Origin of the sequence: Gilliamella sp. A7, from assembly GCF_002142015.1 — a bacterium.
GTDB lineage: Bacteria > Pseudomonadota > Gammaproteobacteria > Enterobacterales > Orbaceae > Gilliamella > Gilliamella apis_A.
In genome coordinates this window covers 1-24,403 of record NZ_NASN01000020.1, presented here as the reverse complement: position 1 = coordinate 24,403, position 24,403 = coordinate 1, and the positions used below count along the sequence as shown (strand labels likewise).

Annotated in this window: 19 protein-coding genes and 1 pseudogene; 13 read left to right on the top strand and 7 right to left on the bottom strand. The window is 33.3% G+C overall.

Annotated elements, in window-relative coordinates:
• Positions 1–58: 58 nt before the first annotated feature.
• Both B6D18_RS06825 and B6D18_RS06820 read right to left on the bottom strand, forming a co-directional pair.
• Positions 59–2,494 carry a TonB-dependent siderophore receptor gene (locus B6D18_RS06825; RefSeq protein WP_086363761.1) on the bottom strand — a complete coding sequence of 812 codons (2,436 nt, stop codon included), beginning with the start codon at positions 2,492–2,494 and terminating at the stop codon, positions 59–61.
• Positions 2,495–2,527: 33 nt separating this feature from the next.
• Complete coding sequence (locus tag B6D18_RS06820) at positions 2,528–4,192, bottom strand: ABC transporter ATP-binding protein/permease (protein WP_086363760.1); 1,665 nt, start codon at positions 4,190–4,192, stop codon at positions 2,528–2,530.
• Positions 4,193–4,386: 194 nt separating this feature from the next.
• Between B6D18_RS06820 and B6D18_RS06815 the strand changes: the two genes are divergently transcribed.
• A complete protein-coding gene (locus tag B6D18_RS06815) occupies positions 4,387–5,619 on the top strand; it encodes an N-acetylmuramoyl-L-alanine amidase (protein WP_086363759.1) in 1,233 nt (410 codons plus the stop codon).
• 28 nt (positions 5,620–5,647) lie between these two features.
• Here B6D18_RS06815 and rsmG read toward each other — a convergent pair whose 3' ends face one another.
• Together rsmG and mnmG are read right to left on the bottom strand one after the other, a co-directional pair.
• Complete coding sequence (gene rsmG / locus B6D18_RS06810; protein ID WP_086363758.1) at positions 5,648–6,247, bottom strand: 16S rRNA (guanine(527)-N(7))-methyltransferase RsmG; 600 nt, start codon at positions 6,245–6,247, stop codon at positions 5,648–5,650.
• A complete protein-coding gene (gene mnmG / locus B6D18_RS06805) occupies positions 6,225–8,117 on the bottom strand; it encodes a tRNA uridine-5-carboxymethylaminomethyl(34) synthesis enzyme MnmG (protein ID WP_086363757.1) in 1,893 nt (630 codons plus the stop codon). Before mnmG ends, rsmG begins: the two co-directional genes overlap by 23 nt.
• Positions 8,118–9,657: 1,540 nt before the next feature.
• On the opposite strand from mnmG, the gene hda reads away from it, so the two are divergent.
• Entirely contained in the window at positions 9,658–10,341 is a 684-nt protein-coding gene (hda, locus tag B6D18_RS06795; RefSeq protein WP_065651976.1) for a DnaA inactivator Hda, read from the top strand.
• A gap of 2 nt (positions 10,342–10,343) precedes the next feature.
• Complete coding sequence (locus tag B6D18_RS06790) at positions 10,344–11,123, top strand: Cof-type HAD-IIB family hydrolase (protein ID WP_086363755.1); 780 nt, start codon at positions 10,344–10,346, stop codon at positions 11,121–11,123.
• Positions 11,124–11,156: 33 nt separating this feature from the next.
• Here the strand turns inward: B6D18_RS06790 and B6D18_RS06785 are convergent, their stop codons facing one another.
• The 3 genes from B6D18_RS06785 to tusB form a co-directional block, all read right to left on the bottom strand.
• On the bottom strand, positions 11,157–12,263 hold the full coding sequence (locus B6D18_RS06785) for an anhydro-N-acetylmuramic acid kinase (RefSeq protein WP_086363754.1): 1,107 nt from the start codon (positions 12,261–12,263) through the stop codon (positions 11,157–11,159).
• Between the two features lie 4 nt (positions 12,264–12,267).
• Positions 12,268–12,831: a Sua5/YciO/YrdC/YwlC family protein gene (locus B6D18_RS06780; RefSeq protein WP_086363753.1), complete on the bottom strand. Its 564-nt coding sequence runs from the start codon at positions 12,829–12,831 to the stop codon at positions 12,268–12,270.
• A gap of 154 nt (positions 12,832–12,985) precedes the next feature.
• Complete coding sequence (gene tusB / locus B6D18_RS06775; protein ID WP_086363752.1) at positions 12,986–13,267, bottom strand: sulfurtransferase complex subunit TusB; 282 nt, start codon at positions 13,265–13,267, stop codon at positions 12,986–12,988.
• A gap of 145 nt (positions 13,268–13,412) precedes the next feature.
• Between tusB and tsaE the strand changes: the two genes are divergently transcribed.
• The 10 genes and pseudogenes from tsaE (at position 13,413) to purT (ending at position 24,130) form a co-directional block, all read left to right on the top strand.
• On the top strand, positions 13,413–13,901 hold the full coding sequence (tsaE, locus tag B6D18_RS06770; RefSeq protein WP_086363751.1) for a tRNA (adenosine(37)-N6)-threonylcarbamoyltransferase complex ATPase subunit type 1 TsaE: 489 nt from the start codon (positions 13,413–13,415) through the stop codon (positions 13,899–13,901).
• 59 nt (positions 13,902–13,960) lie between these two features.
• Positions 13,961–14,665: pseudogene (locus tag B6D18_RS06765) on the top strand (N-acetylmuramoyl-L-alanine amidase); the annotation flags it as partial.
• Between the two features lie 20 nt (positions 14,666–14,685).
• Positions 14,686–16,545 carry a DNA mismatch repair endonuclease MutL gene (gene mutL, locus B6D18_RS06760; RefSeq protein WP_086363749.1) on the top strand — a complete coding sequence of 620 codons (1,860 nt, stop codon included), beginning with the start codon at positions 14,686–14,688 and terminating at the stop codon, positions 16,543–16,545.
• The gene (gene miaA, locus B6D18_RS06755; RefSeq protein WP_086363748.1) at positions 16,542–17,453 is read left to right on the top strand and encodes a tRNA (adenosine(37)-N6)-dimethylallyltransferase MiaA; all 912 of its coding nucleotides are present in this window, start codon (positions 16,542–16,544) and stop codon (positions 17,451–17,453) included. The genes mutL and miaA overlap by 4 nt, the downstream gene beginning before the upstream one ends.
• A 312-nt stretch (positions 17,454–17,765) precedes the next feature.
• Positions 17,766–18,011 (top strand): RNA chaperone Hfq, encoded by a 246-nt coding sequence (gene hfq / locus B6D18_RS06750; RefSeq protein WP_065555596.1) that lies wholly within the window; start codon positions 17,766–17,768, stop codon positions 18,009–18,011.
• 21 nt (positions 18,012–18,032) lie between these two features.
• Complete coding sequence (gene hflX, locus B6D18_RS06745) at positions 18,033–19,328, top strand: ribosome rescue GTPase HflX (RefSeq protein ID WP_086363747.1); 1,296 nt, start codon at positions 18,033–18,035, stop codon at positions 19,326–19,328.
• A 23-nt stretch (positions 19,329–19,351) separates the two neighbouring features.
• Positions 19,352–20,563, top strand: coding sequence for an FtsH protease activity modulator HflK (gene hflK, locus B6D18_RS06740; RefSeq protein WP_086363746.1), 1,212 nt, complete (start codon positions 19,352–19,354; stop codon positions 20,561–20,563).
• A 14-nt stretch (positions 20,564–20,577) separates the two neighbouring features.
• On the top strand, positions 20,578–21,540 hold the full coding sequence (hflC, locus tag B6D18_RS06735; protein WP_086363745.1) for a protease modulator HflC: 963 nt from the start codon (positions 20,578–20,580) through the stop codon (positions 21,538–21,540).
• Positions 21,541–21,559: 19 nt separating this feature from the next.
• Positions 21,560–22,858, top strand: coding sequence for an adenylosuccinate synthase (locus B6D18_RS06730; protein WP_086363744.1), 1,299 nt, complete (start codon positions 21,560–21,562; stop codon positions 22,856–22,858).
• Between the two features lie 90 nt (positions 22,859–22,948).
• On the top strand, positions 22,949–24,130 hold the full coding sequence (gene purT, locus B6D18_RS06725; protein ID WP_086363743.1) for a formate-dependent phosphoribosylglycinamide formyltransferase: 1,182 nt from the start codon (positions 22,949–22,951) through the stop codon (positions 24,128–24,130).
• Positions 24,131–24,403 lie beyond the last annotated feature (273 nt).

Below are 24,403 nucleotides of genomic sequence, written 5' to 3'. Positions count from 1 at the left end.
TTAATTACTTATATTTATTAGTTACCTAATATTACAAATAAGAAATAATAGTTAGTAATTAAAATTCATAATCCAGCTGTAACCAAATTTGTCGGCCAGCACCATAGTTAGTAATTGCTGAACTACTAGCAAGGATTGCTGATGAACTATTATATGGAACTGCATGTACTCGATCTAAAACGTTTAATACATCAACACTGATGGTAAAAGGAGCTTTAGGAATAAAATGAGGTTTCCATTTCACTTTGGCATCCCAAATAACCGCAGAACCCAGAGAAACATCACAGTAATGTCTTGCTATATCTTTATAATTTGAGTTATAACAACTATCTGTTTTTCGAGCAATAATTCTGGCGTCTTGACCACTTTGATAAGTAAATGTGTTGGCCCATAAAATATTATAATCAGGTACATTAAAATCAAGATTAAATGAAGCTATCCAAGGCGTGTTGTAATCAACAGCAGGTAAGTCTTCATGTTTTATTAATTTACCATTATAGACAACTTCATCATAACGAGACGTATAATCATCATCATAACCAGTTTCCAGACGAGAGTTATTCTTTTTATCCATATAACTTAAAACTAGCTGCGGCATAACTTCTAATTTTTGGATTTTAAAAGGTTCAATAGGTTTAACACTAAAATTATAAGAATCTGTTTTACCTTTAGCATCATTACGATAAGCATAACCATTAGGGATAGAAACTCGAGAAATTTGATCTCTATCATGCCTATTTACATAATTAGCGCCAACAACAAAACCGACGATTTTTTGTTGTAAACCTATAGCCCACTCATCTGTGTAAGGTGTTTTTAAATCTTTATACTGAGTAATATTTATTTTTTTTTCACCGGTTACCGCATTGTAACGTAAATTAGAACGTATATCGCGTAATCCCATACCTAAAAAGCTGGTGCCATAATAGCGATTGTAACCAGCTGTTAACATTGTTTGATTATTATTAAATACATCTATTTCCGTTCTTAATCGAGGTGATAGATGATCATTATCTAAAAAAGACTCATGATCATAACGAATACCAGGAGTGAATGAAAAACGCTCTAACTTAATGGTATCAGACAAATAAAATGATTGTTGTTTTATATTTAATGAACCCTTACCTTTTTGATACTTATAGTGATTCATAACTTGATAAACATTACTATTTTTTTTCTTTCTATATATGTAAGTTTCTGATTCATTGTGCCTTTTTGTTTCTGCATCAGTAGATATAAACTCACCACCTAAATAAAGATTATGTTCGATTAAACCCGTATAAAATGGATTAAAATCCCATCTGGCTTTAGAGGTAATATTTTCAATATATTGTGATATATGTCCTTGCCCACCAATAGTACAACTGTTACTTTCAGGATAATAAAGACAAGGCATTTGTGTCATAAGAGTTGTTGCATTGGCTTTAGTATAATTACTCATATGATCCCAACCAATGTTTAAATTTAATTTACCTACCTTAAATAGCTGTTCATACTCCCACGCCAAACCATACGATTTACTTCCCATATCTCGTCCCGAATTTATAAATTCAGGTGTTTGGATTTCATGATTAGATTGATTATATTTGATAACTAAATTATATGTTGCCGTATCAGTAGCAAGCCATGTTAATTTAGTCAGAAATGTATTAATTTGATCGGTATTTTCATGACGAATTTTTATATTTTGATTGCCCTGAGAATATCGATTCATATTACTTTCCCGGTGCGAAAAGCCAACAGTAAAACCTAATGTATCGGTTAATTGTTTATCGCCACTAATGGTATAAAAATATTTTGTAAAGTTTGGGCTATATACTTTAGTTGAACCATTACCACCTGCTTCATAACTCTCTCTATCACGACTATTAATATGTTCTTTAGTCCAATTATCACGTGATGTTCTAAAGCTGATTTTTAATTTATCATCCCCACTAAATTTTCGTAGTTTAGCATCGACAACACCACCATTAAATTGACCAAATTCGACAGGAACATTACTATCAAATACTCGAACACTATCTAATAAGGCTACATCAATAAAATAACCTTGAGAATTACTTGGTATATTAACGCCATTATCTACCATATTTGTGTTAGCTGGATCGATATTATTTGTTGCACTAATACCTTCAATTAAGAATAAATTTTGATAAGGTGATGCGCCATGAAATGATAAATTTTCAGGATCGATAGACCCTTGATTTAAACTATTGCGCATTGATTCATTAAAACGAACTGTTGGATTTGATTTCAGTAAATCACTTATATTTCCGTTACGAGTAGGTAGCCTATCTATATCAATATAATCATAATAAGTATTGCCACTTACTGGTACTGGCGTTGGCGCATGTACAACCATTACTTCATTTGCTTTATTTTTCTGTAATTCACAATTCTTATCATCTTGTTGGCATTGAATATCTTTATTATCACTGGCGTTTGCAGTACCAAGTACAGACGTTATTAATATGAATAATAGCGTTCTTTTCATCTTTATTTCCTTTAATTAATATTTTTATTGTTTTCATTGGTCTGCTTCCAAGTGATATGAGCTATCAGCTAATTGTTGCGCTATTTGTTTTTGATGTGATACAAACAGTACGCCCATTTGAGGATAACTTTGTTTTAATAATGTTAATAAGGTTAATGCTGATTCTTCATCTAGATGGCTTGTTGCTTCATCCAATAACAACCACTCAGGTTTTTTTAATAAAACTCTAGCGATACCAATTCGTTGTTTTTCACCGCTGGATAATATTTTTTGCCATTGATGATGATGATTAAGATCAGGTATAAGATGAGCTAAATTGACTTTAATTAAAGTGGAGATAAGGATATTATCATTAATGTTACCTTGACTAGGAAACCTTAATACATCAGCTAACGTTCCAGTTGGAATATAGCTATTTTGCGTTACCATATATATTTTTTCTGGTTTTATAAATAGTCCTTTAGCATAAGGCCAAACACCCATTATTGTTTTTAATAATGTTGTTTTACCAATTCCAGATCGGCCTTGAATATATAACCAACAGCCATTTTTTAATGACAAATTAATATTATTTAATAAATTAAATTTATTAGGTAATAAAATTTCACCATTTTTTATAATTATTTGCTCACCAATTTGAGTAGGATTGTGATGTTTTTTTGCAATAGCAACATGAAATTGATAAAGCCTATCAACAATAGCAGCAAATTCAGCTAAGTCGTCATATTTAAAAATAAACCAGCTTAAATTATTTGAAACTAACATGAAAGCCTGCCTCGCTTTCATTAATCCACCTATATTGATTTTTCCTGCAATAAAGATAGGAATGAGTAAAAATAATGGAATAACTGCACTAATACGTTGATGTAAAACTTGCCAATATTCTAAGTTTCGTTGGCAATTCATCAATCTATGCCAGTTTTCTTTAATAGAATAAAAAAGCTGGTTAAGTTCATTTTTTTGTTTATTGTGGTTTTCTTCATCAAGAACAAGAGTTTCAGCATTAGTCTGTTGATTAATTAATGCAGTTCTAAAATTAGCTTCGCTTTTCTGTTTTTCTCTATTTAGATGCCTGATTTTTTTTCCAATAAAATGAGCAATAAAACTATTAATTAGAACAAAAATAAAAACACAATAAACCAATGAACCTTTCACTTTCCATTGTTGATTGAATAGTTCAAATTCCAAAGTACCTGATACATTCCATAATACAATAATGAATGTCACCAACATTGAGAAAGATTGAATAAATCCTAACGTTAAAGCCAAGAATCTATCAATAAACATTCGAATATCTTCGGCTATTCGCTGATCAGGATTATCAATCTGTTGATCTTTATGCTCAAGTAAGTAGTAATAATATTGATTATCTTTTAACCACAGATTAAGATAATATTCGGTTAACCATTTACGCCAACGTATATTTAATAATTTTATTAACCAAGATTTATTCACTTGTACAATAATCAATATGGCAAGTACGCCAATAAACCACAAGACTAAATTTTTTAGTTTATTCGCATCAATTTTTTCTAATGCATTAAAAAAATCACTATTCCAATTATTCAGCCAAACCTGTATTTCTACCAATAAATAGATCATCGCTAAAATTGAAATAAATAAAAGAGCTGAAAAAATACAGTGACGAGAAAACCAGAAGGGTTTGAGCAATATCCAAATTTTTTGGTAGATTTTCATTAATATCTAAATAGAACTTATAAGAACAGAACAATAGATAATAATGATAATTATTTTCATTATCAATAATATTTTTGATTTAGCTTAAAAATAAATTATTTTCCTAATAAACAACTGATTATGATAATCATTATATTTATTTTATGTTATTATTCTCAGCCCATTAATATTACTAACAATATAAGTGTTTAGGTATGTCAAAAACATTCAGTCCAACAAAACGCTTTTTGATTAAAGGCATTATTGCGACTTGTTTATTGTCTGTCACACGAGTTGGCTTTGCTGCGGCAATGGCTCAGATTATTGCTGTGCGTGTTTGGCCATCATCAACTTATACACGAATAACATTAGAATCAAACGCTAAACTTAACTATAAACACGCAAATTTGTACAACCCTGATCGTATTGTTATTGATATTGATAATCTTAATTTAAATTCCACTTTAAAAACGATTTCAACAAAAGTACTAAGCCGAGATCCTTTTATTAAATCTATTCGGGTATTGCAGTTAGATCCCAAAACTGTTCGTTTGATGATTGAATTAAAACAAGGTATAGATCCAAATACATTTACATTACCACCTATTGCTGAATTTAAACATCGCTTAGTTGTTGATCTTTATCCTTCGAAACCGATTATAACTGATGATGATCCACTGTTAGCACTCTTAGAAGAGTATCAAAAAGGGGATCTCAATAAAAAACAATCTCAAATAAAAGCATCATCTAATAAGAAGAAAAATTCACCTATTATTGTTATGCTTGATCCGGGACATGGTGGTGAAGATCCTGGGGCTATTGGTTATAAGAAAACAAGGGAAAAAGATATTGTATTACAAATTGCACGTCGTACTTACAATTTGCTCAAAAAAGAACCTAATGTGAAAGTCTATATGACCCGTAAGGAAGATGTGTTTATACCTTTAAATGTTCGTGTAGCGAAGGCACGCTCTTTGCATGCCGATCTATTTATTTCAATTCATGCTGATGCTTTTACTAATCGCTCTGTTAAAGGCTCATCTGTCTTTGCTTTATCAACCCGTGGTGCTAGTAGTTCAGCTGCCAGTTATTTAGCACAAACCCAAAATGATGCCGACCAAATAGGTGGAGTGAGTAGGAGTGGTGATAAATACTTAGATAATACGATTTTAGATTTAGTACAAAAAACTACTTTGTCTAATGGGGTATTATTAGGTTCAGCTATTTTAAATCGAATGAAAAAAGTAAATAATTTGCATAAACCATCAATTGAAAAAGCGGGTTTTGCGGTATTAAAAGCACCAGATATCCCATCAGTTTTAGTTGAAACAGCCTTTATTAGTAATATCAATGAAGAACAAAAACTAAAGACAGCATCTTTCCAAAATCAAGTATCTAAAGCAATAGTTGATGGTATTAAAGATTATTTAAAACGTCGTAAAAATTGATCTAATAATTTTTAGATCAATTTTACCTTTACTGAATGATCATTAATCGTCGTTCAGCATTTAACTCTGGAATAGTCAGTTTAATATTTTGTTTAAGAGTAAACCCTTCAGGGATCACATCAAGATCGCTACCTTTTAATGCGTAAAATGATCCTTTCTGGTTAGGAAGATGTTTACACCAAGTTAGCATATCTTGCAAAGAAGCAAATGCTCGGCTAATAACTCCATCAAATTTTTTCTCATTATATTCTTCTATACGACTTTGAATAGGTTGAATATTAGTTAATTTTAATTCAAATTGAACTTGTTTTAAAAAACGAATTCTTTTACCTAAACTATCCACCAGATCAAATTGTTTATCAGGATTTATTATTGCTAAAGGGATCCCTGGTAATCCAGGGCCTGTTCCCACATCAATAAAAGTATTGCCAACTAAATAAGGCGAAACAACTAAACTATCCATAATATGTTTAATTAACATTTCACCAGGATCGCGCACTGCTGTTAAATTGTAAGCTTTATTCCATTTATTAAGCATTTCAACATAATGGATCAATAGATCAATTTGTTGAGAAGTGATCGAAAGATCCGTTTGATCAATAAGATTAATGAGTTTCTTTTTTAACATAGTTTTTCTTTTTTAAATAAACCAATAACATTGAAATTGCCGCTGGTGTAATGCCAGAAATACGTGAAGCTTGACCAATTGAAACAGGTTTATGCTGTTTTAATTTAGCAACGACTTCGTTAGATAACCCTGATATTTCAGCATAATCAATGTGCTCAGGAATAAGAGTTTCTTCATTTCGTTTTTGTCTTTCAATTTCTTCAATCTGTAATTTTATATAACCATCATATTTTACTTGTATCTCAACTTGTTCAGCGGCTTGAGTATCAGTTAAACCTGGCGCAAAAAGCGATAATGATTGTAGTATTTTATAGCTCATTTCAGGGCGTTTAAGCAACTCTTCACCATTGGCTTCTTTGGTAAGATTAGCACTTAAAACAGCATTCACTTCGTCGATAGTTTCAATATGAGGATGAACCCAAATATCTCGAAGACGGGCTCTTTCTTGTTCAATAGCTTCAAATTTTTCATTAAATCGTTGCCAACGATAATCATCAACCATGCCTAATTGTCGGCCGATTTCAGTCAAACGAATATCGGCATTATCTTCACGTAACATTAAGCGATATTCAGCACGCGAAGTAAACATACGGTAAGGTTCGTTGGTGCCTAAAGTACAAAGATCATCAACTAATACCCCTAAATAAGCTTGATCACGAGTAGGGAACCATTGATCTTGATCATATACAAATCTTGCTGCATTTAAACCTGCTAACATACCTTGAGCAGCTGCTTCTTCATAGCCTGTAGTGCCATTTATTTGACCAGCTAAAAATAAACCTTTGATCACTTTACTTTCTAAAGTTGGTTTAAGATCACGCGGATCAAAATAATCATACTCGATCGCATAACCTGGTCTTATGATATTCGCATTTTCTAGCCCTTTCATACTACGAACAAAAGCTAATTGTGTGTCAAAAGGTAAGCTGGTCGAGATCCCATTAGGATAAATCTCATTACTATCTAACCCTTCTGGTTCTAAATATATCTGATGAGAATTACGATCAGCAAAACGCATTATTTTATCTTCAATTGACGGACAATATCGAGGGCCAACACCTTCAATTACACCTGTGTACATAGGACTACGATCTAAACTATTACGAATGATCTCATGGGTTGTTTCGTTAGTACTCGTTATATAACAAGGGATCTGTCTAGGATGCTGTTTAGCATCACCTAAAAATGAAAACACAGGCACTGGATCATCACCATATTGAGTGCCTAATTTTGAAAAGTCTATTGTTCTGGCATCAATACGTGGTGGTGTTCCTGTTTTTAATCGTCCCATTCTAAATGGGTATTGATGCAAAGATTTAGATAAACCAATCGAAGCGGGATCGCCAGTTCTACCACCACTATAGTTATCTAAACCTATATGGATCTTACCATCTAAAAAGGTACCAGTTGTAAGGACTACTGCTTTTGCTTTAAAAGAAACACCCATTTGTGTAACAACACCGGTGATCTGATCGTTTTCGATGATCACATCTTCAACAGATTGTTGAAATAGCATCAGATTTTCTTGGTTTTCCAATGTAGTTCTTATTACTTTACGATATAAAGATCGATCCGCTTGAGCACGTGTTGCTCTTACCGCTGGTCCTTTACTGCTATTTAAGATCCGAAACTGGATCCCTGCAAGATCTATAGCTTGTGCCATTAATCCGCCCATAGCATCAATCTCTTTTACTAAGTGACCTTTACCAATACCCCCAATAGCTGGATTACAAGACATCTGTCCTAATGTATTGATATTATGCGTTAAAAGTAATGTTTTTCGGCCCATTCTTGCTGATGCCATTGCAGCTTCAGTTCCGGCATGACCTCCACCAACAATGATGACATCAAAAAGATCTGGATAAAACATATAAAGCCTCGTTTTTTATATTACTGATAGATGATCACTATTTTTGATCAGGTGATTTGGTTTTATTTAGCGTTACGAATTTTACTCATCTTTTTTATTACGTCAAATGATCTATTTTGATCGCGATCTAAATTAAATAAGATCTTTTATATGATCTTTTTATTTTTACTATTATTAGTTTGGATCCTTTTTGTTGATAAATGGTTTTTATTTTTATTTTATATGATCTTATTGATCAGTTAATTCTGTTAATTGATCGGATCTTTTTTTAATTAAACTTGTTTATAACTATCTTATTTATCCACAAAATTGACTTCAATTAAGGTTATTAATGCGATCATAACAGCTTATGATCGTTGTTTGTCACAGAGTTATCCACAAAAAATAAATTTGTTTGCCTAAATTTTTATCTTTTATTGTTTATAAATTAAGCAAGCCGACTTAAGTTAAAAACAATTTATAATAGCAGAAGTTGTATAGATAAATATGTTGTTATGAGTATTAAACAGTTCTACAAAATTCAAAATAAGATCGTCAGTCGTTCTTGGCGCCATAAACCAACTTATCCTGTTTTATCGAGTTGGGAGACTGAATTTGTCTGTATTAAAGGAATAATTGAGCTTATAAATTTAGAAGAAGAGTATAATTATTTTAATTCGTACCTAAAAGCGAACTTAAAAATAGGATAATTAATACTTATATTGATGCTTTATTTCCTGAGTATAATTTTTAGGAATTAAGAAAACACTTCTTAGCAAAAGAAGTTAATCGTTTTTTAATTGAGGTTAGTTTAGTTTAGTTAATGTTCAAATTGATAGTGTTATTTATCGAAGTTGGATAAGTGATTGGTGATTGCCCTTTTCAAGCGGGTGAAGAAGTTGCTGTTATAGCGCAGTGGCAAGAAGATCATTATTAACTTTATGCTTTAGCTAAACCTGACGAAAGGATTATTAGTATATGTCCTAATTGCAGTAAAGGGCGAATAGCTTATTTAATCCATCAAGCTAAATTGACATTATTTATGATCCTTTCTGTTATTATTTTTTTAATATTCTTTATATTTTAGCTTGGGGCAGTCTCTATTAACTACTTCGATTAACAGCTGAATATATCTCTTTTATGAAACCTATATTTTTTGGTAGTAGTATTTTTTGTTTTATTTGTATGATTATCGAATCACCTAATCTTAATAAAAAAGCAAAAATAGCTAGAATGGATTTAAGACGTTTTACTAATAAAAAAGTCGCTAAATTAAAACAAAAAAAGCAGCATAATTGTATGAAACCTTCTAAAATATTTTATCTTGGAAAAGATGAAAATAATTTATTTTATTATTAATTGAATAATAATAAGTTAAAGTTTATAGCTAAATAGCGTTTTAGTTATGTTATTATTTCGTTTTTATAGGTTAACTAGTTTTATTATATATATTTTTAATAGCTGCTTTTGCTAACTTATTTTGTTCTCTATAAAAGTAATTGATTTTTGTGAAAGCAAATTTATACTTAGTATGATTGTATTTTTATTGTGAGGTTATTTTATTACTCTTTCACAGTTGCCTTTACCTTTTATATTACCTAATAACGAAACGTTTGATAGTTTCTATGTGGGTGATAATCAGCTATTGTTTGATTCTTTGCAAACCTTACTTGATAGGGAAGGCTTTAATGTCTTTTATATATGGTCAGCAAGCGCAGCTGGTCGTACGCATCTATTACATGCTTCAAGCCAAAATAAATTAGCTAGTTATATTCCATTAAAGCAACATGTGTTATTGGTTCCTGAAATTTTACAAGGTTTAGATAATTATGATTTGGTTTGTTTGGATGACATTGATGCCATAGCTGGTCATCGAGATTGGGAAGAGGCTATTTTTGATTTATTTAACCGTTTAACTGAAAAAAATGTTAGTAAACTTTTAATTACCGCTTGTGCTCCACCTAAACAAATTCCTTTTATCCTGCCTGATTTAGCTTCAAGATTGACGTGGGGACAGGTTTATCAGCTAAAAGAGTTAAGTGATGAAGATAAACTAAAAGCTTTGCAACTTAGAGCACAATTAAGTGGTTTTGAGTTATCAACTGAAGTTGGTTTGTTTTTGTTAAAACGTGTTAATCGCGATATGCGAACATTGTTTTCTTTAATGGAAAAATTTGAAGTTGCAACATTAGCTCAACAACGCAAATTAACTATTCCTTTTATTAAAAATATTTTGGATTTGTAAAAATGACTAAAAAACCTGATGCTATCGTTTTTTTCGATTTAGACGGTACTTTATTTGATACTAATATAGAAGTGTTGCCAAGTTCTTATGCTGCAATTGAAAGATTAAAGCAAAATAATATTATACCTATGCTTGCAACAGGCCGAACCCCTATGGAAGCTGCCAAATTGATGAAAGAGACAGGCATAAATTCGATTATAGCAATGAATGGCCAAGCTGTTATTTATGAAAAAGAAGTCGTGTTTACCAATAATATTGATAAAAATGTTATTACTAGATTATATGAATTCTCAAGGGAAAAAATGAATATTCCTTTGTCTTTTTATAATTATAATAAGATGCGAGTCAGTGAAATTAATCAAGCTACCGAACAGTTTTATCGTTCTTTAAAACTAGAAATTCCCCCCGTTGATGATCAAATTTATTTAAAAGAATCGATTCAGATGTTGTTATTGCTTTGTGAGCAAGGCGAATCGCCTTATCGAGAAGCTTTTCCTGAGTTAACTTTTATTCGTAATACTCATTATTGTGTTGATGTCTTTAACCATGGTGGATCGAAAGGTAACGGCATTAATGAATTATTAAAAACCAAAGGTTTTGATAATGTGCCTACTTATGCATTTGGTGATGGTATGAATGATTTAGAAATGTTCTTAACCGTTGATCATCCAATTGCTATGGCTAATGCAGTTGATGATTTGAAAGATAAAGCTGAGTATATAACCGATAATAATGATAATGATGGTATTGCTAAAGCACTACAAAAATTTGGTTTAATTTAAATCTATATATGAAACTCAAAAAACTTAAGGTGGTTATTGATAAATAACCCCTAAACATACAGATTGGCTTGCTCCAGTAACTTCTTGAATATTAGAAGGAATATTATTCATTCTACAATAAGCAAGCCAAGCAAAAGCGATCGCTTCCATATCATCACTGTTTACCCCTTTTTCATCTGTAGCAGAAACTTGCCATTTCGGTAGTAATGCTGATAATCGTTGCATAATAAGTGGATTTTTGGCGCCACCACCACAGACTAATAACTGGCATGGTAAGTTATATTTTATCGGTAATTTATCAATTTCATTGGCAATTGTAATGGCGGTAAATTCTACCAATGTCGCTTGAATATCTTGGCCATTTAAAGCAAAGTCAGTTAATTTTTGCATCAGCCAAGCTAAATTAAATAATTCTCTGCCAGTACTTTTTGGCGCTGGTAATTGGAAATAATCTTCATTACATAACGCACTTAATAAATTTTGATTTACTTTACCTGATTTTGCCCATAAACCATCTTTGTCATAGTTTTTTCCGAGGCTTTTATTTATCCAGCCATCAAGTAATACATTACCAGGGCCGGTGTCGTAGCCAATTACTGGTTGGTCTGGTATTAACACAGAAATATTACTAATACCGCCAATATTTAACACTACACAGTTAATTGCCGGGTTTAAAAATATTGCTTTATGAAAAGCAGGAACTAATGGCGCACCTTGACCTCCATAAGCCATATCTTTACGACGAAAATCGGCAATAGTGGTAATGCCTGTTTGGGCGGCGATGATATTGGCATCACCAATTTGCATGGTAAATGGATTATCACTATTCGGCGAATGATAAATAGTCTGTCCATGACAGCCAATCGCTTTAACTTGTTTGTTATCAATATTATTTTGTTTTATAAATTGATTAATACTTTTAGCGTAAAGCTTGCCAAGTTGATGATCAAGTTCACCTAAATTTTGTAATGTTGTTTGTTTAGTATTACAAAGCGTTAATAATCGAGTTTTAATTTCGTTTGGCATTGGATAGCAATCACTAGCAATAGCGGTAATTTTTCCATTGCTGATATCAACTAATGCGATATCTACTCCATCCATACTGGTACCCGACATTACACCAATATATAAATTTTGCATAATATTACCCCTGCCGAATGATAGTGCCAATTTGCACATCGCGAATGATTGATGGTTGTGAACGATTGCCTGTTTGACCAGCTAAAATGGGAAAGTTATTGCCAAATTGGTTCGCCACTTCTAACACTGTTTTACAAGCTGGATGGCCAGAAAGATTGGCACTGGTTGAAACTAATGGCTTAGCAAATAAATCACACAATTTACAAACTAAAGGATGATCGGTAACTCGAACAGCAATGGACTGATATTTTCCACTTAAAAAATCAGGGGTATTAACATTCTTGGGAAAAATCCAAGTATTTGGTCCCGGCCAACTGTTAAACGCCATTTGTATCTGTTCTTTCGTCACGGCCGATTGATCAATATAAGGGATCAGTTGTTGATAATGACTGGCAATTAAAATCAATCCTTTATCAACTGAACGTTGTTTTAGATTTAACAGTTTATACACTGCTGATTCACTGTCAGGATCACAACCTAAACCAAAAACGGCTTCAGTTGGATAAGCAACAACTTCACCTTTTTGTAACAGTTGATTAATTTCTAGTAGAGTTAATAAGTTTGCCATCAAATTTGTATGTTTACCTAATATCATTAAAATTTATATTAAACTGAGGTAAGACTATTTGCAAATTGGCAACAATAGAATTAATAATGTTATTACAATGAATATCGCTTATTTGCTGTGATAGATAAATTAGCTTTTATCGAAAATAGCAACATTATTCCCAATTCATTTGCGGAAAATAGTTAACTGTTAAATCAATAACCTGTTGCAGGTTGATAATTTTAACTCTTGAATCGATTAGGTCGCTTAAGCCTCGAGCATTAATGTCGTTATCAAGTACATAACAATGATGGGTGTTTTGCAAAATAGCATTTAATGTAGGGTTATCTTGACAACACATAATTACACCATTTTGCCAAAATAGTACGGCATCTTGCGCTGAAATTAATGTTGGATCGATTGTTGATTGATTCGCTGTTGCAATAGTATGTAGCATTTTTCCTCTTTTAGCGTTAAATTTGCCCTTAAAAAACCCCGTTCCTCAAAATTTTTTTGGTAAAAATTCAACTTAATCTTAGTTGGTACATCTTTAATGGTTATTAGTATATAATAAGGGCTATTTATTGAGCAAAGAATTCGTTATGAAACCCATTATTTTAGCTAATGAAAAATTAGCTAACGAACAAGAGACAATATTGTTTGGTAAACAGTTGGCAAAACAGTGTTTAAATTATTTATCTAATCATGATAGTGCAATTGTCATTTATCTGATTGGTGATCTTGGCGCTGGTAAAACCACTTTTAGTCGTGGTTTTTTGCAACAATTAGGACATCAAGGTAATGTTAAAAGTCCAACTTATACATTAGTTGAACCTTATCAATTTGATACATTTTCAGTTTATCATTTTGACTTATATCGCCTTGGTGATCCAGAAGAGTTAGAGTTTATGGGCATTCGCGAATATTTTTCATCAAGATCTATTTGTTTAATTGAATGGCCTATGCAGGCAAGAGGTATGTTACCTGCAGCTGATATTGAAATTCATTTGGCATATTTAGCGCTTGAACGTACGGTTTGTGTGCAAGCTAATAGTGAAAAAGGTCAAGCTATTATCAACCCATTACTATAAAAATTAGTGAAAAAACAATGAAGAAAATATTAACTTTTTTTATATTATTACTACTATGTAGTTCAGCTTATGCTGCAAAAGTTGTTATTGCCGTCGATGCTGGACATGGTGGTAAGGATTCAGGTGCTGTTGGTAAAAATAAGTTATATGAAAAAAATGTAACTTTATCGATAGCTAAAAAATTAACTAATTTATTAAATAAAGATCCTAATTTTAAAGGGGTATTAACCCGTAATACCGACAATTTTATTTCAGTCCCTCAACGTTCTGATATTGCGCGTAAAAATAAAGCCAACTTGCTAATTTCTATCCATGCTGATGCCGCACCGAATCGTAATGCTTCTGGTGCATCAATTTGGGTATTATCTACCAAACGAGCTGATACTGAATTGGGTCGTTGGTTGGAACAAGATGAAAAACAGTCACAGTTATTAGGTGGCGCTGGTGATGCATTAAGTGATGATCATGATCAAAATCTAAGTCAAGCAATACTCGACTTACAATTCTCTTATTCGCAACGTGTTGGTTATGAACTTGCTACTCAGGTTTTAAAAGAGATGAAAGGTGTTATTAAACTGCATAAAGGTGTACCTGAGCATGCTAGTTTAGGCGTATTACGTTCACCTGATATCCCTTCAATATTGATTGAAGTTGGATTTATTACTAATCAAGCTGAAGAAAGTTTGCTGGCTAGTAATGCTCATCAAGACAAGATCGCTAAACTGATTTATCAAGGCATAAAAAATTATGTCAAAAAAAATCCTAAATTTGGAGAACAGCATTAATGGCAATTCAAATTCTATCACCTCAACTAGCTAATCAAATTGCTGCTGGTGAAGTGGTAGAAAGACCTGTATCGGTAATTAAAGAGTTAGTTGAAAACAGCCTTGATGCAGGTAGTACACAAATTGATATCGATATTGAACAAGGCGGTAGTAAATTAATTCGTATCCGTGATAATGGCGGAGGTATTGCTAAAGATGAATTGGCATTAGCTTTAGCTCGCCACGCGACTAGTAAAATTACCACGTTGGATGATTTAGATACCATAATGAGCCTAGGTTTTCGTGGTGAAGCGCTAGCCAGTATTAGTTCTGTTGCTAGGTTAACTTTAACGTCACGTACTGCCGATCAATCTGAGGCATGGCAAGTTTATGCTGAAGGTCGAGATATGAAACCAACCATTAAACCTGCAGCACATCCTGTTGGTACCTCGGTTGAAGTTCTCGACTTATTTTATAACACGCCTGCTCGACGTCGATTTCTAAAGACTGAAAAAACAGAGTTTATGCATATTGAAGAATTTGTTAGGCGTATAGCTCTGGCTCGGCCTGATGTCACTTTCAATCTGCAACATAATGGAAAACTAATTAAACAGTATCGAGCATCTGCACTTGAAAAACGCGTTGAATTAGTTTGTGGACGTACATTTGTACAAAAAGCAGTAAAATTAGATTGGCAACATGATGATTTGTTAATTCAAGGATGGGTAGCAAGTAATGAAATTAGCGATCTGCAATATTTTTATGTTAATGGTCGAGTAATAAAAGATAAATTAATTAATCATGCGCTGCGCCAAGCTTATATTAGTCGAACTAATGAACAACAAAGTTATGTGGTTTTTCTACAAATCGATCCCAAACAGGTTGATGTTAATGTTCATCCTGCTAAACACGAAGTACGTTTTCATGAAGCAAGATTAGTACATGATTTTGTTTATCAATCTATTGTTATGGCACTTGAATCAAGCCAACAGCTTACCGATGATGAAAAAGTGGTAATAACACCTAATCGACAAGCTGCTGGTGAAAATATTTTTAATCAAAAAATAGCCACTGAACCTAAAAGCTATTCTACGACTAACGTATTACCCAAAAAACCGATTAATCATGTTAAAGAAAATGCAATTTATGGTCAGTTAATCGATACTAAAGCAAGCTTTGAAATTGAAAAGACGCAATCTAATCAATTGCCATTAGCCGGTGATAATGGTTCAATAACTGCACCGCAACAAGCGGTTATTGAGGCGCTGTTTCCTAAACGAAATGTACCATTACAATCACTGCAACAGCAACTTGATAGTTCTTCATTAGTACAGTTTGGTCGAGTATTAACCGTTATTCAACCTGATATAGCTTTACTTGAAAAATCGCAAGATTGTCAGCAGGCATTTATGCTTATGAAGTTAAATATCGCTCAGCAAAAAGTAAAAGCAATAAAATTATTAACTCAAGAGTCAGAAAAATTACTGATTCCACTAACAATTTTAGTCAATCAAAAAGAACAATTGGTATTAAATGATTATCGACCGCAATTAAATTTTTTAGGATTTGATTTTTATATTGATAAAGCCAAATTTCATTTGCATAATGTGCCGAAAATGTTACGAACCACTAATTGGCAACAATTAGTACCAAGTTTAATTGCTTTTCTTTTATCTGATAAATTGGCTGTTATTGATCCTACGCAAATTGCGATATGGTTGGCAGAAAATAGTAGTGATAATTATGCGGAGAGTTGGAGCGTAACGAAAGCTATCCAATTATTAGCACAACTAGAACAGATAGATATTAATTTATTACAACAAGATACATTTTTATATCCGATTGATCTTCAATCTTTATCACAATCAATTTTATCATGAATAAAGCAAAAATTATTTCATTAATGGGGCCTACTGCGTCCGGTAAAACGGCTTTTGCCATGGAACTTTATGACAAGTATCCGATTGATATTATTAGTGTTGATTCGGCACTTATTTATCGCGGTATGGATATCGGCAGTGCGAAACCCACTAAACAAGAGCAGCAAAAATATCCACATAAACTGATTGATATCTGTGATCCAGCTGAAAGTTACTCGGCAGCTAATTTTCGGCATGATGCGATTGAAGAAATTGAAAAATCGTTAAGTAATGGTCGAACACCATTACTAGTTGGCGGAACAATGCTGTATTTTAAAGCTTTAATTGAAGGACTTTCACCTCTTCCTGCTGCGGATAGTGATATACGGCAGCAAATTGAAGAAAAAGCCAATAAATTAGGTTGGCAAGCGATTCATGAGGAGTTAAAGAAGGTTGATCCTGTGTCAGCACAGCGAATTCATCCGAATGATCCGCAACGGCTTAATCGCGCATTAGAGGTTTATCTCATTTCTGGTAAAAGTTTAACCGAGCTTACTCAAGAAAGTGGCGAAGCATTACCTTATGACATTATGCAGCTAGCTATTATGCCGGAGGATCGAGCTGAGTTGCATCAGCGTATTGAGCAGCGTTTTTTACAAATGCTAGATCAAGGCTTTGAAGATGAAGTAAAAACACTTATGCTGCGATCTGATCTACATACCAATCTACCTTCTATCCGTTGTGTAGGTTATCGTCAAATGTGGGAATATCTCAATGGTGATATCAGTTATGATGAGATGGTATTCAAGGGTATTTGTGCTACTCGTCAATTAGCGAAACGGCAAATTACTTGGCTTAGAGGTTGGAAACAACCTATAACATGGTTAAATCAAGATAACAAAGATACCGTTTTTAAGCATATTTTTTAAATTATAAATTGCAGCGATAGGTATTAGTGTATTTTTCTATTGATTATAATACTAAACAGAAATTTTTCATTTAGAAAGCCTTTCTAAATTTATGATATCTATCATGCGTATTTTTTTGTATAAATTTCGTTAATTTATTAAATTTTTAGTTATTTGTGCATAAATTGCAGTTGATTAGTTTAAGAGCTGGGTTTTTTATGTTATTTTGATACTTACTACATAAGTATGTTATGTTGCAATCGGATAGATCATCATTTTGATTGTAAATTTATTTTATCTTTATATTTTTATTTCATCTTAAAGGATAAACTCATGTCAAAAGGGCAGTCATTACAAGATCCTTATTTGAATTTGCTTCGTCGCGAGCATATTCCAGTATCAATTTATCTAGTTAACGGTATTAAATTACAAGGACAAATTGAATCATTTGATCAGTTTGTTATTTTATTAAAAAATACTGTTAGTCAAATGGTATACAAACACGCAATCTCTACAGTTGTTCCTTCAAGACCTATTTCTGGTTTGGTGTCTCAACCTGAAGAGGAAAGCGAAAGCTAATTATTTGAGTGGAGAATGTGATTGTTTGAGCGATATAAAGGCGGCGAGTCTGCTTTATTAGTCCATGTATTCTTCCCTCAAGAAAGCGATATCGAGGATTTAAAAGAGTTTGAAGTGTTAGTTTCTTCAGCTCAAATTGAAATTCTCGATATTGTGACAACCTCAAGAAAGTCTCCGCAAGCTAAATATTTTATTGGTGAAGGAAAAGCGTTAGAAATTGCCGATAAAGTAAAAGAGCTGAATGCTTCAGTTATTCTAGTCAATCATACCTTAACCCCAACTCAAGAACGAAACTTAGAACAACTATGTGAATGTCGTGTAGTGGATAGAACAGGATTGATTCTGGATATTTTTGCCCAACGAGCTCGAACCCATGAAGGTAAGTTGCAAGTTGAATTAGCGCAATTACAATATCTGTCAACACGTTTAGTTCGAGGTTGGACTCACTTAGAACGTCAAAAAGGTGGTATAGGCTTACGAGGTCCTGGGGAAACTCAGCTAGAAACCGATAGACGATTAATTCGTCATCGTATTCAGTTAATCTTATCAAGACTTGCGAAAGTTGAAAAACAACGCAATCAAAATCGTCAATCTAGACAAAAAGCAGATTTATCAACAGTATCACTAGTTGGTTATACCAATGCAGGCAAATCGACATTATTTAATGCACTAACTAATGCTGATGTTTATGCTGCCGATCAATTATTTGCTACGCTGGATCCAACTTTAAGACGCATTATGGTTGACGATGTTGGTGAAGTTGTTTTAGCTGATACAGTTGGATTTATTCGTCATTTACCACATGATCTGGTTGCTGCTTTTAAAGCGACTTTACTTGAAACACAAGAAGCATCACTGCTATTGCATGTCGTTGATGCTGCTGATCCTAATTTATTAGATAATATTCAAGCTGTTGATGAAGTTTTACTTGAGATTGATGCCCATGATATTCCTACTTTGTTGGTAATGAATAAAATTGATTTAATGGAAGGTAAACAACCAAGTATTGATCGTGATGAAAATGGCGTGCCAATTCGAGTTTGGATTTCAGCACAAAATAGTTTAGGATTAGATCTCTTATTTACTGCATTAAAAGAAAGGCTTGCCGGTAAGATTCAAGTTTGTCAATTAAACTTGCCTATCCATCTAGCAAAACTCAGAAGCCGTTTATATAAATTAAATGCGGTGGAACATGAAGTCATTGAAGATGACGGTAGTTTTCAGCTAAATATAAGAATGCCTTTAATTGAATGGAATCGCCTCTGTAAACAAGAGCCAGATCTGTTATACTTAATCAATACGCAAAATAACAACTAATTGTTAAATGGAGCATATAAAATATGGCGTGGAATCAGCCCGGCAATAACGGACAAGATAACGACCCATGGGGAAATAATAAGAAACCTTCCAATTCGACGGGAGGAATATTTGATCAATTCAAAGATCTCTTCAAAAAAGGGAGTTCAGGTAATAATCGAGGACCTTCTGATATTAAGTTATCAATGAATACTTCGAAAATTATTTTGGCAGTGATAGTTGTTCTTATCCTAATTTGGGCAGTAAGTGGTTTTTATACTATCAAACAAAATCAACGAGGTGTAATAACCCGTTTTGGACAAGTTCAATCAGAAATTATTCAACCTGGTTTGAATTGGAACCCATCATTTATTGATAAAGTTTATAAAGTCGATACGCAAGGTACTTATAACTTCAATGTGCATGGCGATATCATTACAACTAGTGAAAAAGGTGAAAACTTAGTCTTTGTTGAAATGAATGTACAATATCGTATTAGTGATCCAGTTAAATACTTATTTAATGTGACTAATGTTGAAGATAGTTTACGTCAAGCTGCGGATAGTGCACTTAGGACTTCAGTTGGTAGTTCTAATATTGATGCAATTATTTCAGATGGTCGTTCAGATTTAGAAGATAGTACTAAAGATGAATTAATTAATGTGATTTCTCATTATGATATGGGGATTACTATTGTTGATCTTAACTTCCAAGTTGCTCGTCCTCCTGTAGATGTGCAAGATGCTTATGCTGATGCAATTAGAGCTCAGAATGATAGTGAACGCGAAATAAAACAAGCTAAAGCTGATAAAGTTCAATTAGTTCAGCAAGCAGAAGGACGTTCGGCGACCATTTTGGCCGATGCAAATGCTTATAAAGTAAAAGTAGAATTAGAAGCAATTGGTGATGTTGCTCGGTTTGAAAAATTATTACCACAATATAAAGCTGCGCCCGAAATTACTAAAGATCGTTTATATATCGAAACGATGGAAAAAATATTAGCTAAAACGCAAAAAGTTATTGTTAATGATAAGAGTGGTAATTTATTAGTACTACCGTTAGAACAATTATTAAAAAATAAAAATGAGCAATCATCTGAATCAATTACAGCAAATTCAGACAGTGATTATAATATTAATCTGCCAAATCCTTTGGATGCAGAAAGTGCTCAACAAAATAGTATTGATGTGCAAAATCATAGCTCAACGACTAATAATAATTCTAATAATCGCACTAGACGGACTATGGGTCGATAAGGAGAAAAAAGAATATGCGAAAATTATTGATTCCTATAGTTTTAATTTTAATTGGCGTACTTTTTTCAAGTATCTATGTGATAGAAGAGGGTACTCGTGGTGTCGTTTTACGTTTTAATAAAATTATTGGTTTATCTGAACCAGGGTTACATTTTAAAATGCCACTAATCGATAGCGTTAAGACTATTGATGCTAAAATCCAAACTACCAATAGTTCAAATAATAATAATGAAAAACGTTTTTTTAATGTACAAAAGAAAGAACTGATTGTGGACTATTTTGTGCAATGGAAAATTGTTGATTTTAACCGTTATTATGAAACTATTGCCGGTGGTAATGATGTTAATGACTTGATTTTAGCTCGGTTAAATGGTCGTTTACGTTCTGAGATTGGTAAATTAAGTAATCGAGATATCATTAATGATTCTAACGCGGATACCAAATCAAGAAATTCATTAATGGCACGAGTTAAAGATTCGTTAAATGGTTCATCACAAGATGGTGAAGAAAATTTACCGATTGATAAATTAGTTACTGATGCGAAAAAAGATCCTATAAACAGTAAAACCAGTTTAAGAGCTTTTGGTGTTGATGTTATTGACGTTCGAATTAAACAAATTAACTTCCCTGCTGAAGTATCAGAATCGATTTATGCAAACATGAGAGCTGAACGTGAAGTTATTGCTCGTGACAAACGTTATGAAGGTATCAAAAAAGCTGAAGAAATAAGAGCGGAAGCTACATTTGAAAAAACCAAAATTATATCAGAAGCCGAACGTCAATCTCGCTCAATTCGCGGTGAAGGTGATGCTAATGCAGCTAAACTTTATGCTGACGCTTTTGGTAAAGATATTGAATTTTTTAGCTTTATTCGTAGTTTAAAAGCTTATGAACAAAGTTTTGCAGGTAATGATGTTATGGTCATTAGCCCTGATAGTGAATTTTTCCAATACATGAAATTAAAGTCTAACAAATAATACAATGAGTAAATAAACTATGAGTAATAATGTTGTTGTGCTAGGTACACAATGGGGTGATGAAGGCAAAGGTAAAGTTGTTGATTTACTCACAGAAAAAGCAAAATATGTAGTACGTTATCAAGGCGGACATAATGCCGGTCATACTTTAGTTATTAATGGTGAAAAAACAGTATTGCATTTAATACCATCTGGTATTTTGCGTAATGATGTCATAAGTATTATTGCTAATGGTGTTGTACTTTGTCCTGAAGCACTTATGAAAGAGATGAAAGAACTTGAAGATAACGGTATTCCGGTGAAAGAAAGGCTACTTATTTCAGAATCATGTCCGTTGATTTTGCCTTATCATATTGCTTTAGACCAAGCACGAGAAAAAGCACGTGGTAAAAAAGCGATTGGTACGACTGGTCGCGGTATTGGCCCGGCATATGAAGATAAAGTTGCTCGTCGAGGATTGCGTGTTGGTGATTTACGTGATCGTCAGGCATTTGCTGAAAAACTAAAAGAAGTTATGGAATATCATAATTTCCATTTAGTCAATTACTATAAATCAGAAGCTGTTGATTACCAGAAAGTACTTGATGAGACATTAGCGATTGCAGATATTTTAGTGGCAATGATTGCTGATATCCCAACTCTACTTGAAAATGCACGTAAAAATGGCGAAAGAATCATGTTTGAAGGCGCGCAAGGTACTTTACTCGATATCGATCATGGTACCTATCCTTATGTGACTTCTTCAAATACTACTGCCGGTGGCGTAGCAACAGGATCAGGATTTGGTCCTCGTTATGTTGGTTATGTATTAGGAATCGTTAAAGCTTATTCTACCCGTGTAGGTGCAGGACCTTTTCCTACTGAATTGTTTGATGAGGTTGGTGAATATCTCTGTAAGCAAGGTAATGAATTTGGTGCAACCACTGGTCGTCGTCGTCGTACTGGTTGGCTTGATGCTGTTGCAGTAAGTAAAGCGGTGCAACTTAACTCTGTTTCAGGTTTTTGTTTAACTAAGTTGGATGTTTTAGATGGACTTAAAGAAGTCAAAATCTGTGTTGGTTATCAATTACCGAATGGTGATGTTATCCAAAATGCACCAGCAGCAGCTGAAGATTGGAGTTTAGTCAAACCAGTATATGAAACTATGCCTGGTTGGAGTGAATCAACTTTTGGTGTCAAAAGTTATGACGCATTACCAGCAGCAGCTAAAGCTTATATTAAGCGAATTGAAGAATTAACTGAAACTCCAATTGACATTATATCAACTGGACCGGATCGAAGTGAAACTATGATTTTACGTGATCCATATTCAGTCTAATTTTGCATACGAAAAATCGGGGTAATTATCCCGATTTTTTATTTTTTGCTTGTTAATAAAGTATAATCATTAAATCTCTAAGAGGATACTATGGCAAAAATAGGGACACCTCTCTCATCAAGTGCTACCAAAGTATTACTTTGTGGCGCCGGTGAGTTAGCCAAAGAAGTTGTTATTGAATTGCAACGTTTTGGCTGCGAAGTTATTGCAGTTGATCGTTATGCCAATGCCCCCGCTATGCAAGTAGCCCATCGTTGTCATATTATTAATATGCTAGATGGTAATGAGCTAAGAAAAATAATTGAAGCAGAAAAGCCTGATTATATTGTTCCTGAAATAGAAGCGATTGCTACTGATACCTTAGTAGAATTAGAAAAAGAAGGTTTTACTGTTATCCCTACCGCTAAAGCAACGCAATTGACCATGAATCGTGAAGGTATTCGTCGTCTTGCTGCTGAAGAACTTAAATTACCAACCTCTCCATATCGTTTTGCTGCAACTGAAAGCGAATATAAACTTGCGGTTAAGGAAATCGGTTTTCCTTGCTTAGTTAAACCGGTTATGAGTTCTTCTGGTAAAGGGCAATCTTTATTAAGAAGTGAAGCTGATATTGAATCTTCATGGAAATATGCTCAAGAAGGTGGTCGTGCAGGAAGTGGTAAAGTTATTATTGAAGGCTTTGTTAACTTCGATTATGAAATAACGTTATTAACCGTTAGACATATTAATGGTGTTTCATATTGTCAACCTATTGGTCATCGACAAGAAAATGGTGATTATCGAGAATCATGGCAACCACAGCCAATGTCGGCTAATGCATTATCTTTAGCGAAAGATATAGCTACCAAAATAACCGAAGCTTTAGGTGGTTATGGATTATTTGGTGTTGAATTGTTTGTGAAAGGTGATCAAGTCTGGTTTAGCGAAGTATCTCCACGACCGCATGATACCGGCATGGTAACATTAATATCGCAAAATCTTTCTGAGTTTGCATTACATGCTAGAGCAATTTTAGGTTTACCAATACCTTTAATAGAACAATATGGTGCTAGTGCATCAGCAGTATTAATTGCAAATGGTGATTCAGACACAGTTACATTCTCGAATTTAGATAAAGTATTAAGTGAAGCAGACACTGATCTACGTTTATTTGGTAAACCTGAAGTAAAAGGTATAAGAAGAATGGGTGTTGCATTAGCTAAAGCGCCAACTGTAGAAAAAGCGGTTGAAAAAGTGGTTAATGCTATTAAACAGCTAAAAATAACCTTTTAAATGGCCTTTTTGATTAAAAAGCAATCGGTTGAAGAAAAAAAAGCAAATTTTGTAAAATAGGGGTTGACGTAGGCAAGTGAAATGCGTAACATACGCAACCCTTGAGACAGCAAACTAAAACAAGAAATTGTGAAGTAAATTAAAAGGCTGTCAGCTCTTTAAAAAGAAGAAACAGACAATCTGTGTGGGCACTTACGAGACGAAAAATTAAAAGTCTACGGACTCAAAAAATTAAGTCTTGATAAGTGACACTGAAGATTCATTTGAATTATG

Bases quoted from the DNA above. Each gene is read 5' to 3' on its own strand.
- tsaE (WP_086363751.1), top strand. From the start codon at position 13,413: ATGAAACCCATTATTTTAGCTAATGAAAAATTAGCTAACGAACAAGAG.
- hfq (WP_065555596.1), top strand. From the start codon at position 17,766: ATGTCAAAAGGGCAGTCATTACAAGATCCTTATTTGAATTTGCTTCGT.
- miaA (WP_086363748.1), top strand. From the start codon at position 16,542: ATGAATAAAGCAAAAATTATTTCATTAATGGGGCCTACTGCGTCCGGT.
- mnmG (WP_086363757.1), bottom strand. From the start codon at position 8,117: ATGTTTTATCCAGATCTTTTTGATGTCATCATTGTTGGTGGAGGTCAT.
- B6D18_RS06825 (WP_086363761.1), bottom strand. From the start codon at position 2,494: ATGAAAAGAACGCTATTATTCATATTAATAACGTCTGTACTTGGTACT.
- hflK (WP_086363746.1), top strand. From the start codon at position 19,352: ATGGCGTGGAATCAGCCCGGCAATAACGGACAAGATAACGACCCATGG.
- B6D18_RS06785 (WP_086363754.1), bottom strand. From the start codon at position 12,263: ATGCAAAATTTATATATTGGTGTAATGTCGGGTACCAGTATGGATGGA.
- mutL (WP_086363749.1), top strand. From the start codon at position 14,686: ATGGCAATTCAAATTCTATCACCTCAACTAGCTAATCAAATTGCTGCT.
- B6D18_RS06820 (WP_086363760.1), bottom strand. From the start codon at position 4,192: ATGAAAATCTACCAAAAAATTTGGATATTGCTCAAACCCTTCTGGTTT.
- hflC (WP_086363745.1), top strand. From the start codon at position 20,578: ATGCGAAAATTATTGATTCCTATAGTTTTAATTTTAATTGGCGTACTT.
- B6D18_RS06790 (WP_086363755.1), top strand. From the start codon at position 10,344: ATGACTAAAAAACCTGATGCTATCGTTTTTTTCGATTTAGACGGTACT.
- tusB (WP_086363752.1), bottom strand. From the start codon at position 13,267: ATGCTACATACTATTGCAACAGCGAATCAATCAACAATCGATCCAACA.
- B6D18_RS06730 (WP_086363744.1), top strand. From the start codon at position 21,560: ATGAGTAATAATGTTGTTGTGCTAGGTACACAATGGGGTGATGAAGGC.
- rsmG (WP_086363758.1), bottom strand. From the start codon at position 6,247: ATGTTAAAAAAGAAACTCATTAATCTTATTGATCAAACGGATCTTTCG.
- B6D18_RS06815 (WP_086363759.1), top strand. From the start codon at position 4,387: ATGTCAAAAACATTCAGTCCAACAAAACGCTTTTTGATTAAAGGCATT.
- purT (WP_086363743.1), top strand. From the start codon at position 22,949: ATGGCAAAAATAGGGACACCTCTCTCATCAAGTGCTACCAAAGTATTA.
- B6D18_RS06780 (WP_086363753.1), bottom strand. From the start codon at position 12,831: ATGGCAAACTTATTAACTCTACTAGAAATTAATCAACTGTTACAAAAA.